The sequence below is a fragment of the Desulfomonile tiedjei DSM 6799 genome (assembly GCF_000266945.1).
Classification (GTDB): Bacteria; Desulfobacterota; Desulfomonilia; order Desulfomonilales; family Desulfomonilaceae; genus Desulfomonile; species Desulfomonile tiedjei.
In genome coordinates, this window is sequence record NC_018025.1 from 933,264 (window position 1) to 948,496 (window position 15,233).

Sequence of the window (15,233 nt, forward strand, 5' to 3'; positions counted from 1 at the left end):
TCCTACCGCAGATAGAATTGCCATGCCGCCTGGAGGTGTCCCACGTCTTCCTTGCCGAACTCAGCCGAATTCGGAGGAAGCGGAAGCGTTATATAAATCAATTCTTTCGTGTTTTCAACTATCTTTACCTCTATATCTTCAGGAACTCTGATACCATGTTCCTTCAACACGGCATCTGTTTCCAGAAGGAGACGTTGTTTGAATGCCTCGTCCGACCACGCCTTTGCCACAATTTTTCCGAATGTCATCTGAAACTTGGTTCTGTCCATATTATAGTCAGTGCCAAAAATTCTGTCGTTTATCCCTCGTGTGAATTACAGGATATTGGTAGGGATCGGCGTCCCTGCCGGTCCATTCTATTGATATCATTGATCATATTTAAGATGTGCCGGCACGGAGGCACGGCACCTACCAATCTTCCTAATCTTCAATCGGTCACTAATTTTGGCAACTGATATATATGCTCCTTCTTGGCCAGCCGAAAAAGATCATGGGAGTTGCCAAAAAAAATAGCCGGTTGAGCGGTTTTATGAATCGAATTTTGGCCGGCACGGAGGCCGGCCACCACCGGCTAATGGTAGGGTTTGGCGTCTCTGCCGGCCATACCGCCTCTGGTAGTGGCCGGCCTCCGTGCCGGCCATATTATAGCTGTTATCGAAAGTCTTGACGGAATCCAATGCCTGCAATGGGAAGAATCAGTAGCGCCGGCGTCCCTGCCGGCGATAACTTATTGCTTTGTTTGGTGAATTGTTCGCCGGCACGGAGGCCGGCGCTACCAATTGCTGGGAACTGCTCTTCACAATCCGTGATTACTTTCGAGAATCGGTATATGTTCATAAAGGGAATAGGTATAACGTTGGGGCCGACGTCTCAGCCGGACACAATCTAGTGATATATTGATATATTTCCACCGGCACGGAGGCCGGTGGCACCAAATTCGAGGAATCGCTCTTCGCAATTCGCGATTACTTTTGAGAATCAGTATAATGGTAGGGGCCGGCGTCCCTGTCGCCCAATTTCTTGAGCTCACAAAGGGAAGCCGCAGTCAACCCATTTGTATTCCTCAAGTTCCGGCCACTTCCTCGCAGGGTTATTCAGGATATAGTTGACCTTCTCCATCAGCTCCTCTTCGTCTCGGACAATTCGATCGAAATATTCCTTTTGCCAAATCGGACCCATCCTTCCAAAATTCCTTTGGAGTCGGTTGGCGGTAAATGATTTCCAACTGTGGACGATTTCCTGCAGGCAAACTCCTTCCACAGGGACCGCTAAAACATGTATGTGGTCATCCATAACGACGTAGGCTATCAGATCATATCGGACTCTTGCGAAATGTACGATGGCGTCTGCCACGACGGTTCTTTCGTCGCTCTCGAGTGGAATCTGTGATGCAGCCAAACGCCACGTCACAAAATAAATGGAATTATCCATTCTCCAATGAGGAAGCTTTCCTTTGTACATGATCAGGACCGGGGTTTTCATTGCAATCCTTGGGCCGGCCGCTACCAGCTAATATCCTTCCCCAATAAAAGAAAAGAAGAGAAGTCCGGCAGGGACGCCGGACCCTACCAGAGCCGAATAGGTATAACGGTGGGTGCCGGCCTCCGTGCCGGCACATTCTTCAAAACAAAGTCAAGAGTACGGGGCTGAGACAGGAAATCTCAGCCCCGCACTACCCACTCATCGGTTCTTATGACACCAAATCATTGTCTTCAAGCGGGTTGGTGTTCGCAACGATAGTGTCGGTCCCACCGCCACTGATTATGGCGTCCTGAGAACCATCAGGGTTAGCGTTGTCGTCTGCTCCGTGGTAAATGGTCTCGCTGCCGGCTCCTCCTGTTATGGAATCAGCGCCCAGACCGCCGTAAAGCACGTTAGAGTAGGCGTTCCCATACATCGTATCGTTCCCGTCGCCACCGTTCAGGGTATTGTCACTGGCAGAGGTCAATCCCATGTGAAGATCCAATCTGTCATCCCCGGCATCACCGTTGACAGCGTTATACTGAGCTGACTCAGTCACATACAGAGTGTCGTTGCCTGTTCCCGCGTTGACCGTGTTATGGTGCGTAGAGCCCTTGACGTATATCTGCTCGCTGCCCTCACCGCCGTCGAACACGTTATGATGTGAATTCAGTTGCATGTCCAAGCGGTCGTCACCGCCTTCACCGTTCATGGTGTTTCCGTTTGAAGTCCCAGCCGCAGTGAAGGTGTCTTTTTCAGTGCCACCACCTGTACCGTCGTGGCCGTTTAGGATGTTGTTATACGCAGAGCCGTCCAGTCCAAGGCTATCCTGGCCACCTTCGCCGTTCAGGGTATTGCCGTGCGCATTGCCATAAGCGCTGAGCTGGTCTGTTTCGGTGCCGCCGCCAGTGCCGTCGTGCCCGTTGAGCAGGTTATTATACGCATCTCCGTAGACTCGGATCGCGTCACCGCCCTCATTGCCGTTCAGGGTGTTGCCGGTCGCACTCTCATACGCATACAGGTAGTCGGAACCGTCGTTGCCGACACTGAATGCGTCATCACCATTGAGCACGTTGTTGGAGGCAATGCCATAGACATGCATCTCGTCTGCGCCTCCGCCTCCGTTCAGAGTGTTCCCTTGGGCGCTCCCATAAGCATGCAGGTAGTCCACGTCGGACCCTTCAGTTGAGCCGTCCTGCCCGTTGAGCACGTTTTCCGACGCGGTTCCATAGACTTCCAGCCGGTCCTCGCCGTCGCCTCCATTCAGCGTGTTCCTCGTTGCAGCGTCATATACGTACAGGAGGTCGTTGCCTGCCCCGCCGTTGAGGACGTTATTCAACGCAGACTCGTGAGCAAACAGAGAATCTGCGCCGCCCTCACCATTCAGGGTGTTTCCTGTCGCACTGCCATACACATACAGCTCGTCAGCGTCAGTTCCGCCGCCTGAGCCGTCATGGCCGTTGAGCACATTATTGGACGCAGTATCGTAAGCATTCAGGCGATCGGCCCCGGCATCACCGTTGAGAGTGTTCCCTGTGGCAGTGCCGCCGGCATACAGGAAGTCGTTGCCGTCGCCGCCTGAGAGTGTGTTCCCTGAACCTGTACCTGCCACATAGAGGGTATCATCGTCCTCTTCGCCATAGGCCTGGCCGCCGGAACTCTCAAGCGTGATCACGTCATTGCCTGCGCCGCCGTACAGCGTGTCTATGCCTTCACCGCCGTACATGGTGTCGGCTCCGCCATTGCCGTACACAAGGTCATTGCCTGCACCACCGCTCAGCTCGTCTGCGGACGAGTCGCTGCCGGTGATGGTATCGTTGCCGTCTCCGCCGTTCAGGGTGTTGGACAGCGTGCTGGTGGAGGTCAGGGTGTCGTCGCCAGCATCGCCGTTCAGCGTGTTGCCTGTGGCATTCTCGTAGGCATACAGGCTGTCGTTATCGTCACCGCCGTTCAGCACGTTATTCGCCACATTCCCATAGAGATACACAGTGTCGCTGCCTGCGCCGCCGTTAAAGGTGTTGTCATGGGAATCCCTGTCAAATCTCAGGGTATCGTTCCCGTCACCGCCGTTTATCACGTTGTTGTACGGGCATGTGGTGTATCCTGGAGAGTACTCTCCATTGGTCTCAAAGTAATCGTCACCTGCATCGCCATTGAAGGTGTTGTCGTGAGTCGGCTGGTTGCTAGACTGGCTATACTTGATATTGAAAGTGTCATTTCCGTCACCCCCGTTAAACACGTTGTACCCTCCATCCATGAGAGTTTGTGCCACGAGCGTGTCAGCTCCGTCATCGCCGTTAAAGGTGTTGTCATGGGTGTAACTGTTGGCTTTCAGCGTGTCGTCCCCGTCGCCGCCGTTAAGTACGTTGCCCCACGAGGTCGTTTGCGTCAGGAGGTAGTCGTTGCCGCCTTCGCCGTAAATCGTGTTTCCTGTGGCATCCCGTATGACATTCACGTAGTCGTCTCCATCGCCGCAGTAGACAACGTTGTTCGATGGAGCATCACCGAAGTCGCCTGTGAAGCGCACGTCGTCATCGCCGGCTGTACCGTAAATCGTATTGCCTGACGCCTTGCCCTCAAACACATAGTATTCGGCATCGGTCCCGGTGAGTGAGCCGTCATCCCCGTAGCAGATGTTGCCCGTGGCATTGTCCGTCAGGTAAAAGTCGTCGTACGAGTCGCCTCCGTAGAGGGTGTTCCCAGTGGCGTTGTCATAGACGTAAAAATCGTCGTTTGCGCCGCCTCCGTAGATGATGTTCCCTGTGGCAGTGCCCCGGACATAGATTTCATCTGCGAGGTCGCCTCCATAGACGGTGTTGGCAGAACCGGTTATCTCCCACCAACCACCGCGGGTTTCGCCGTATGCCACAGCGCCTGTGCTCTGGAGATAGACGTAATCGTAACCAAGACCGCCATAAAGGGTATCTGTGCCCTCATCCGACACCAGGGTGTCGTCGCCGTCGCCGCCCTGCAAAAGGTCATTGCCTGCACCGCCGATGAGGTAGTTGCCTCCGGTGCTGGTTGAGGTTATGGTCTCGTCGCCTTCACCGCCGTTCAGGGTGTTATTGTGGGAGCTTCCTTCGGCCAGCAGGGTGTCCACATCGTCGCCGCCGTTCAGCACGTTGCTGTCCGCGGTACCGTAGGCGCGCAGGGTGTCGCTGCCGCCGTCGCCGTTCAGGGTGTTGGCGTAATCGGTTGCATCGGCCTCGGCCAGCAGAGTGTCTTCGCCATCGCCGCCGTTGAGCACGTTCATGTTTGCGAACTCGTAAGCGTGCAGGGTGTCGTTGCCGGCCTCGCCGTTCAGGGTGTTAAACGCAGTGTACCCGTAAGCCAGCAGGGTATCGTTTCCGTCACCGCCGTTGAGCACGTTCAAACCGGAGGCTTCGTAGGCTTCAAGGGTATCGTCGCCGCCTTCACCGTTCAGCGTGTTGTTGGTCGCCATGTCGTAACACGTGAAATGATCGGCGTCAGTCCCGCCACCTGAACCGTCATGACCGTAGAGCACGTTGTTCACGGCATTGCCAAAGCAGTTGAGGGAATCATTGCCATCCCCGCCGTATACGACGTTCTGGTGGGCCTTCCAACGAAGCAGGAAACTATCGTTGCCGCCTTCACCGTACAAGGTGTTCTCATAGTTATTGCTAACCTCATGGTAGAAAACGAACTGGTCGTCGCCCCCGTCGCCTGTGCCGTTATCCCCGTACACCACGTTGTGATGCGCATTATACAAAAATGCGAGGCGATCGTTCCCGTCCCCGCCATAAATCGTGTTGTGATGGGCATTTAAGGTCAAGCCGATTTGGTCGTTTCCACCTTCTCCGTACACGGTGTTTCCTGTTGACTCGTCTCCCAAGCTCGCGTCGTCCTCGCCCTCGCCCCCGTAAAACACGTTTCCTGTTGCAGTGCCAACGGCCCAGAGTATGTCTGCCCCTGCGGAACCGTACAACGTGTTGCCTGTAGCATTGTCATAAGCATAGAGGTCATTCCAACTTGTCTCGCTACCTGTGCTGTTATAGCCATAGAGCACATTGTAGGATGCAGACTCCATGGCGAACAGGAAGTCCTCGAACCCGGCGTCCCCATTGAGCGTGTTGTGGTGAGCACTGCCCTGCGCCCTCAGATCGTCGTTGTCGTCGCCGCCGTTAAGCACATTGTAGTTGGCGAAATTCCTAGCGTATAAGTAATCGTCGCCCGCGCTCCCGTTGAGTGTGTTGCCTGTGGCACTGTCGCGCGCGTACAGGTAGTCTTTAGCCCCATCCCCGTTCAAGACGTTGCCTGTAGCGTTGTCGTACGCATACAGGTAGTCGCTGCCGTCTCCTCCGTAGAGCGTATTTCCGGATGCCGAGCCCCTCACGTTGAGGTTTTCAACGCCCGTATTCGGCCCGCCATAGGCTTCGCCGCCCGTGCCCCAAAGGGTGAGATCGTCGTCGCCTTCGCCACCATAGAGTGTATCCGTGCCCTCACCGCCATCTATAGTGTCGTTACCGCCATTGCCGTAGATAAGGTCATTACCTGCACCACCGAGGAGCGCTGTGTCTCCTATCAGGTCGCTGCCGTTGATGGTATCGTTGCCTTCTCCGCCGTTAAGGGTGTTGACGAAGAGGCTGGTTGACGTGAGGGTGTCATCGCCTGCATCACCGTTCAGGGTGTTGCCTGTAGCGCTCTCAGAGGCCAGCAGGGTGTCGTTGTCATTGCCGCCATTGAGCACGTTGTTCGAAGCTGTTTCGAAGACACGCAGAGTATCGATGCCGTCGTCAGCATTGAGCGTATTCCCTGTCGCACTGCCATAGGCGTAGAAGTCGTCATCTCCTTCATTGCCGTTCAGCACGTTACCAGACGCACTGTTGTGGACTTCCATCCGATCTGCGCCTGCTTCACCGCTCAGGGTGTTGCCTGTCGCACTGGCGTAAACATACATCGAGTCGTTGTCGTCGCCGCCGTACATAGCGTTGTTGGAGGCATTCCCGACAACTAGACACACATCTGCACCGGCGTCACCGTAAGCCGTGTTACCTGTAGCAGTGTCCATCATCTGGATCTGATCGTTCCCGTCATTGCCGTGCAGCACGTTGTTGTAAGCACCGTTGAGAGCATTCAGGTAATCCGTGCCGCCGTCACCGTACAGCTCATTGAGGTTAGCGGAGTCGTCCACTTCCAGAGTATCGGTCCCTTCGTCACCATGAAGGGTGTTTCCTGTTGCGGTGGACCAGGCATACAGCTCGTCGTTCCCGTCATTGCCGTTGAGCACGTTGTCATATGCAGAGTCGCCGACGTCCAGATAATCGTCTCCGCCGTCACCGTTGAGCGTATTGTTGTGAGCACTGCCACCGGCAAACAGGGCGTCCGCATCAGTTCCGCCGCCCGATCCGTCATATCCGTTCAGCACATTGCCTGACGCATCTCCGTAGACCTCCATATGATCTTCGCCGCTGTTACCGTTGAGGGTGTTGCCTGTAGCATTCTCAAAAGCATGCAGTAAGTCATCGCCGTCACCGCCGTTGACCACGTTGTTGGAGGCATTGCCGCGGACACGCGCAAAGTCGTTGCCTGCCTCGCCGTTAAGCGTGTTGCCTGTAGCGCTGTCATAGGCAAACATGTAGTCGCCGGTGTCGCCTCCGTTCAGCACGTTGTTGGACGCAGTGCCATAGACGTACATCTGGTCTTCGCCGGTGTCACCGTCGAGCGTATTGCCTGTAGCACTATCGTAGGCGCACATGAGGTCGTCGCCAGTCCCGCCGTTGAGTGCGTTGTTCGCTGCGCTGCCGTACACGTTAAGCACGTCGTTGCCGCCTTCACCGTTGAGCGTATTGCCTGAGGCGTTGTCATATGCGTTCAGCTCGTCCGCTTCGGGTCCACCGCCAGAGCCGTTATAGCCGTTCAGCACGTTGCCGGATGCAGATCCGTAGGCCTCCAGTAGATCCGTGCCGTCTTCACCGAAGAGGGTGTTCCCTGTCGCCGTGCCATAGACGTACAGGAAATCGTCGCCCACGTCAGCGGCAAGCATGTTGCCTGTCGCACTGTCGTAAGCATACAGGGAGTCGTTGCCCGCGAGGCCAAAGAGCGTGTTGTTGGATGCATTCCCGTACACTCGAAGCTCATCGTTGCCACCGCCTCCAATGAGCGTGTTGCCGGTGGCACTGTCATATACGTACAGGCGATCCGTGTCAGTGCCGCCGACTGTGGTGTCGTAACCGAAGAGCACGTTATTGGATGCAGAGCCATAGGCTTCCAGGGTATCGCTGCCCCCGTTGCCGCTCAGGGTATTGCCTGAGGCTGTGCCCCCTACATAGAGGCGATCGTCTCCGTCATCGCCGTAGGCTTCACCGCCTGTGCCTGTCAGCGTGAGCGTATCGTTGCCCGCTCCACCGTAGATGGTATCTGTGCCGTCACCGCCCTCGATGGTGTCATCTCCGCCGTTGCCGTACACAAGGTCATTGCCTGCTCCGCCGACGAGCGAGTCTCCGGATGAGTCGCTGCCGGTGATGGTGTCGTTGCCTTCTCCGCCGTCAAGGGTGTTGGAGGCTGTGCTGGTGGAGGTCAGCGTATCGTCACCCGCGTCACCGTTGAGGGTGTTGCCTGTGGCATTGTCTTGAACGTCCAGCGTGTCATTGTCGGCACCAGCGTTGAGAATGTTTCCTGTGGCACTGTCATAAGCAAACATGTTGTCGGCGCCGTCTCCGCCGTTCAAGACGTTGTTGGAAGCGGAGTCCATGGCCCCTATGGAATCGTTACCGCCATCACCGTTGAGCGTGTTGCGTGTTGCATTTTCGTAGAGATACATACGGTCGGCTTCAGTTCCGCCGCCCAAACCGTCATGACCGTTCAACACGTTATCCGACGCAGACCCTTCCACATAGAGTAGGTCTTCGCCGGCGTTACCGTTGAGCGTGTTGCCTGCCGCATTGTCGCCGGCAGACATAGAATCGTCGTTATCTCCGCCGTTGAGCAGGTTGTTCGAGGCAGAGCCTTGGGCATACAGCTCGTCCTCACCGGCGTCACCGTTGAGGGTGTTGTCTTGGGCTGAACCTCGTGCATACAGATAATCGATGTCATCGCCTCCGTTGAGCACGTTGTTGGCCGCATAGTCTTCGGAACACAGTAAGTCGTTGCCACTACCGCCGTTGAGAATGTTGCCTTCGGCGGTGTCATAGGCACGCATGTAATCGCCGCCGCCGTCACCGTTTAGCGTGTTGCCTGTGGCACTGTCAAAAGCGTACATGCAGTCTATCTCAGTCCCACCGCCTTGACCGTCGTATCCGTTGAGCACGTTATTCCACGCAGACTCGTACGCATCAAGGTAGTCGGTACCGGCGTTACCGTTTAGCGTGTTGCCTGTGGCGCTGCCATGCGCAAAGAGATCATCTTCGCCATCGCCTCCGTTGAGCACGTTGTTGGATGCAGATCCGTTGGCATGCAGCTCGTCGTGGTCGCCGTCACCGTTGAGTGTGTTGCCTGTTGTGGTATCAGAAGCAAACAAGTGGTCTGCGCCGTCGCCTCCTGAGAGCGTGTTACCTGAAGCTGCTCCCACTACGTAGAGCCGATCGTCACCCGCATCGCCGTAGGCCTGGCCGACCGTACCCGAAAGGGTGAGAGTATCGTTGCCGGCCCCACCGTAGATCGTATCTACGCCATTACCGCCCTCGATGGTGTCGTCTCCTCCATTGCCGTAGATAACGTCATCGTTCTGGCCGCCAACGAGCATAAGAGCGCTTTCGCTTACGAGGTCGCTGCCATTGATGGTGTCGTTGCCTTCTCCGCCGTCAAGGGTGTTGGCAGCTGTGCTGGTTGAGGTCAGGGTATCGTCCCCCGCGTCACCGTACAGCGTGTTCCCTGTTGCACTGCCGGAAGCCAGCAGGGTGTCGTTGCCGGCATCACCGTGCAACATGTTGTTGGCAGCGGAGCCGCCGGCTTCCAGGGTGTCGTTGCCGCCATCGCCGTGAAGCGTGTTGCCTGTCGCTGTCTCAGAAGCATACAGGTAGTCGGTTTCAGTCTCGCCGCCCAGGCCGTCATGGCCGTTTAGCACGTTGTCTTGGGCAGTCCCGTAAGCTCGAAGCGTGTCTGTGCCATCACTGCCGTTAAGTACGTTGTCGTGCGCAGAGCCATAGACTTCCAGGGTATCGTCACCACCCTCGCCGTTGAGCGTGTTGCCTGTTGCACTCTCATAGGCATACAGCGAGTCATTGTCATCTCCGCCGTCAAGCAGGTTGTCTTCGGCATTCCCGTAGACTCGAAGCGTATCCAGGCCAGCACTGCCGTTGACGGTGTTGCCTGTCGCACTGTCACAGACATACATCCAGTCATCGCCGTCGCCGCCGTTAAGCACGTTGTTCGATGCGGAGTCCAACACCCAAATGCCGTCGTCACCGCCGTCACCGTTGATTGTGTTGCCGTTAGCATTGTCTTCGACGTAGAAGCGGTCCCATTCGGTGCCTCCACCTGATCCGTCGTGACCATTGAGCACGTTGTTGGACGCAGCGATGTAGACATACAGTTCGTCTTCGCCGCCGTTACCGCTTAGCGTGTTGCCGGTCGCATTGTTGTAAGCATACAGGTAGTCGTGGTCGTCACCGCCGTTTAATACGTTGCTATACGCAGATCCGTACACATCCAGGCGATCTTGGCCGGCATTACCGTTGGCCGTGTTGCCGTTTGCACTGTCATAAACATACGCCTCGTCGTTGCCTTCACCACCGTTGAGCACGTTGTTCGACGCATTTCCGAGGACTTCAAGGTGGTCTTCGCCGCTGTCGCCGTTCAGTGTGTTATTGTGCGCTGACCCGCTGGCATACATCCGGTCATTGCCGCCGCCGCCATTAAGAACGTTGCCTGTCGAGTCGCCGACGGCATACAGGTTGTCATTCCCGCCCTCACCATTGAGGGTGTTTCCTGTACCGGTCTGATACACATTCAGATGGTCTATGTCGGTTCCGCCACCTGAACCGTCAAAGCCGTTGAGCACGTTATTCGACGCAGTGCCGTACACGTTCAGGATATCGTTTCCCGCTCCACCGTTGAGTGTGTTACCTGTGGCGGTATCCTGGGCATACAGGTGGTCGGCTCCGTCGCCACCGTACAGCGTATTGCCCGTCGCTGTGCCTGCAGCATAGAGCTCGTCGTCGCCAGATTCACCATGCGCCTGGCCCCCTGTGCCCGTGAGCGTGAGACTGTCGTTGCCCGCGCCACCGTACAGCGTGTCTGTGCCATCGCCGCCAACAATGGTGTCATCTCCACCGTTGCCGTATACAAGGTCATTGCCTGTGCCGCCGAAGAGCGTGTCTCCGGACGAATCACTGCCGTTGATGGTGTCGTTTCCGTCACCACCGTGCAGGACGTTGGGAAGCGTGCTGGTCGAGGTCAGGGTATCGTCTCCTGCCCCACCGTTGAGCGTGTTGCCCGCAGCATTTTCGGAAGCACGTAGCTCGTCCGCACCGTCATTGCCGTTGAGCACATTGTTGGCCGCAGATCCCTGGGCTTCGAGGTAATCGTCACCGTTATTGCCATTCAGCACGTTGTTTGATGCAGTATTGGAGACCAGCAGGTTGTCGTCTCCGCCGTCACCGTTCAGAGTGTTGTACGACGCGGTGTTACCGGCATAGAGATTGTCTGCATCAGTGCCGCCGCCTGTGCCGTCATGCCCGTTGAGCACGTTATGGTGCGCGGAGTGGTACACGAATACGTTATCGCTGCCACCACCACCATTGAGCGTGTTGCCGGTAGCACTATCATAGGCAAACAGTTCATCGTTACCATCGTCACCGTTGAGCACGTTATTTGACGCGGAGCCGGACACTTGCAGACGATCTCCTCCGGTACCGGCGTTGAGCGTGTTGCCGGTAGCATTGTCGTAGATATAGAAGGCGTCAGGTCCGTCCTGCCCATTGACCACATTGTTTGACGCAGAGCCGTAAATTTCCAGGCGATCTCCGCCACCACCACCATTAAGCGTATTGCCGGTCGCGTTGTCACACGCAAACATCTGATCCGCGTCAGTGCCTCCGCCGGAGCCGTCATGCCCGTTGAGCACGTTATTTGACGCAGAGCCGTACGCGGCCATCTGGTCGGCCCCGCCGTCACCATTAAGGGTGTTATTCGCTGCATTATCGTAAGCAAGCAAGTAGTCGTTATCAGTCGCGTCACCACCACCCAGGCCGTCGTAACCGTTGAGCACGTTATGGTGCGCAGAGCCGTAGACTTTGAGCATGTCGAGCATGCCCCCCCCGCCGTTGAGGGTGTTGTACTGAGCGTCTTCGTAGGCATCCAGCGCGTCCATCTCGCTTTCACCATTGAGTGTGTTGCCTGTCGCAGTCCCATATGCCTGCAGAATGTCGTTACCATCACCGGCATTGAGCACGTTATTCGCCGCAGAACCGTAAACGTGCATGGTGTCGGCTCCGGCTTCACCATTGAGCGTGTTGCCGGTGGCAGTCTGATATGCACGCAGGCTGTCGTCACCTTCACCGGCATTGAGTACGTTATTCGACGCGCTCTCGTAGGCATACAAATAGTCATTTCCGGCTTCACCGTTGAGGGTGTTGCCTGTGGCATTTCCAAAAGCCTCCAGGTAGTCATCGCCGTCATTGCCGTTGAGTACGTTGTTCGACGCTGTTCCGCGGATGCGCAAGAAATCGCCGCCACCGCCGCCGTTCAGGGTGTTACCGGTCCCGCTGTCGAAGACATACATTTGATCCATGTCAGTACCGCCAAGTGAACTGTCATGGCCGTTGAGCACGTTATTCGACGCGTTGTCGTTGACGTACATATAGTCAGTGCCGTCATCACCGTTGAGTGTATTGCCCGTAGCTGTTCCGGCTACATACAAGTAATCGTTGCCTGCTCCACCGTGGGCTTCGCCGCCTGAACCCAGAAGCGTAAGTTCATCGCTGCCTTCTCCACCGTAGAGCGTGTCTCGGCCATCTCCGCCTTCCATGATGTCGTTTCCGCCGTTGCCGTAGACAAGGTCATCACCTGCGCCGCCGAAGAGGATGTCTTGTGACGAGTCACTGCCGTTGATGGTGTCGTTGCCATCACCGCCGTCGAGGGTGTTTATGCCTGAGCTGGTGGAGGTCAGGGTATCGTTGCCCGCGTCACCGTTGAGTGTATTGTCTGAAGCGGTGTCGGAGGCCAGTATTGTATCGTTATCATTTCCGCCATTGAGCACGTTGTTCGAGGCCGTGCCCGACACCTGCAGCGTGTCGGTCCCGTCACCGCCGTAGAGCGTATTCCCGGAGCCGGTTCCGCTAACAGTCAGGGTATCGTTTCCACCCTCTCCATATACCTTATTATTGGTCCCGACGATTGAGACGGTATCGTTGCCATCACCCGCGTAGACGATGTACTGATGTGTGGTGCTCAATGCATCTATAATGTCGTCACCGGTGGTGCCGTAGATAATTTCATTCCTATCCTGCGCGCTATAACTGGTGCTCTGCATGTGCACAACCCAATAGCCCACGCTGTCCACGATCCGGTAGTTCACGTTCATGTCGATGGTATCGGTATCGGTCAGATTCGTTCCCGATCCGGTGTGCCCGAGATCGTCAGTTATGATCTGAATACTGGATTCACCGGCGAAACCGGCATCAGGCGTGTACGTGAGCCCTTCAAGGGCGGCGTTAATGTCAGCCTGCGACCCGATGATGGTCACTGTTCCCGTGCCATCTCCCGTAATAGTGAGACCGATGGGAGTCGATCCCAGCGTGAGAATCCCATTCCCCGCAGTCAGCGTTACCTGAACTGAATCGGTTCCCGCGTCCGGATCGAAAACGGAGATCTGATTCCCGTAGGCAGTTCCGAAGACGAGTGTTCCTTCGAATGTCTGTGTTGTGGGAACCGTGTTCAGAGGAGCGTTATTCTCCCCGTGGACTGTTAGAGTGAACGTCTGAAATGTTGAATACTGGCCGTCACTGGCAATTACCTGAACTTGTACCGAGCCATAAGAATTGAGTGCGCTGGTGAAGCTCACAACACCCGTGGTTGAGTTGATGCTCAAGTCCGCAAGCGCGAGTCCTCCATAATATGTGATGGTCCCGAGACTGTAATTGAGGACACTGTCAATATCAGTGAAATACGAGTGCACATCGTACTCGTAGATTCCGAAATTCTGGTTAAGCGCAGCAGGATCGGGGATAGGGTCGGATACAGGCGCATCGTTGACCGGCGTAACGGTTATCTGAATCGATTCCGAGAGGGACTGAGCGCCACCGGAACCGGTATTCCCAAGATCGTTCACGGTAATGGATAGTACGTCGGAACTGCAGAAGTTGCTATCGGGGCTGTAGAGAATATTCTGCAGCGCTGTGTTGAGCTGGCTCCAGGTTCCCTGGAAGATCATCTCTTGCGTACCATTTCCGGAGAGATAGGTGAGTCCGGAAACATCGGAAAGCGTCAATACACCGTGATCGACGGAGAGCGTTATTTGAAGAGGATTGCTTCCTGCATCTACGTCATACACGTAAATCCAGGGGATCGTGAGATCGGAGTCTTCGTCGACTGTTTGTGCGCCAGGTAGAACGGCTGTCGGAGCGTCATTTACGTAAGAAGAGGTATGTTGCTGGATATAGTGAAAATCGTTGCCCCAGACGTACTCGCTTGAATTCCAATCGTTGTACACCCAGACGCCGAAGCTATCCAAAAACCATGTCTGATAGGGCTCCCATACGCCATCGTTGACTACATCGAACCATTCCAACGCACCGCTCGCATGCTGCTGAGAGAAATCGTGGAAATCGTCCCAATAATAGCGGCTCATGCCCGTATGATTCCAAACCCAACACCCATCGGTGTAATCGTAGAACCAGGTGAATGCAGGCTCCCACTGATAATCGGCCATGTCATCGTACCAATACCAGGTGCCTGTGTTAGTGTCTTCCATGAAGAGCTCATGGTCGCCGTGGTACCATTCGCAGATTCCGTTATCTCCGGGACAGCACCACCACCCGGTATTCTCATTCCAGTACCATCCACTGGACTCCTGCCACCACCAGCCCGAACCGGAATCATCGTACCACCAGCCGTTATCGACGTAGACCCAACCAAGGGAATCCGCCTGATCCGCCTGTGGATCCTGCACATCATCAGTATCGGTGACAGCTCCATCAAGCACGATTCTGTCTTCGAGCTGCTCAAGCATCAACTCTCGCGACCCGGACAACCATGTCCCGAATATCGCATTTGATTTCATCTTCCTCTCCTTACTTCATAAACGTACAAACAATGAGAGATCGACCACAGCGGATCCCTGAATATCTGTCATTGGCATCGGCTGAACCAATACGCTTTCATCATTACCGGCTCTGGCAAATCTCCTCCGCTACGAACGCCATGTCTTGGCGTGGCTGACTTCGCTTCGGAGACCTGCCAGAGCCGACTTCATCCAAAGTCACTTCTTTGGAGACGCATTAAAGCCGTTTCCGGAACAGCGATAATTTCTCCCCGAGGCGCAGAGCGCGTTAATACCGATTCGCAATCAAAGAAGGAAAATTCGGGGAAACACTTCTTACAACAAAGGTTCTCCAAATCTTACTGTTTTGAAAGCGCATTGGAATTAAGTTGTTCCAAGCAGAATGCTGATTATCGAGGTAGTCCCGAGCAGAGTGTGCTATATGCGCATTCGCTTTCATTGACCTCATTCGGCTACACGGAGACCGTCCGCCACTGGCTGACCAGTGAGCCCGGCGTCTCTGCCAGGCCAAATGAGAACTGTCCATTTATTGGTGAAATGGAATTAGGACACCACCGACGCGCAGCGTTGATCGATTTCTTTCGATAGGAGT

Annotated in this window: 3 protein-coding genes; all 3 read right to left on the minus strand. The window is 55.5% G+C overall.

Features of this window, described 5'->3' with window-relative positions:
* Positions 1–2 precede the first annotated feature (2 nt).
* The gene (locus tag DESTI_RS04035; RefSeq protein ID WP_014808693.1) at positions 3–269 is read right to left on the minus strand and encodes an NHLP leader peptide family RiPP precursor; all 267 of its coding nucleotides are present in this window, start codon (positions 267–269) and stop codon (positions 3–5) included.
* A 757-nt stretch (positions 270–1,026) separates the two neighbouring features.
* Positions 1,027–1,482 carry an REP-associated tyrosine transposase gene (locus DESTI_RS04045; RefSeq protein WP_014808694.1) on the minus strand — a complete coding sequence of 152 codons (456 nt, stop codon included), beginning with the start codon at positions 1,480–1,482 and terminating at the stop codon, positions 1,027–1,029.
* A gap of 208 nt (positions 1,483–1,690) precedes the next feature.
* Positions 1,691–14,641, minus strand: a complete 12,951-nt coding sequence (locus DESTI_RS04050; RefSeq protein ID WP_014808695.1) for a calcium-binding protein — start codon at positions 14,639–14,641, stop codon at positions 1,691–1,693.
* Positions 14,642–15,233 lie beyond the last annotated feature (592 nt).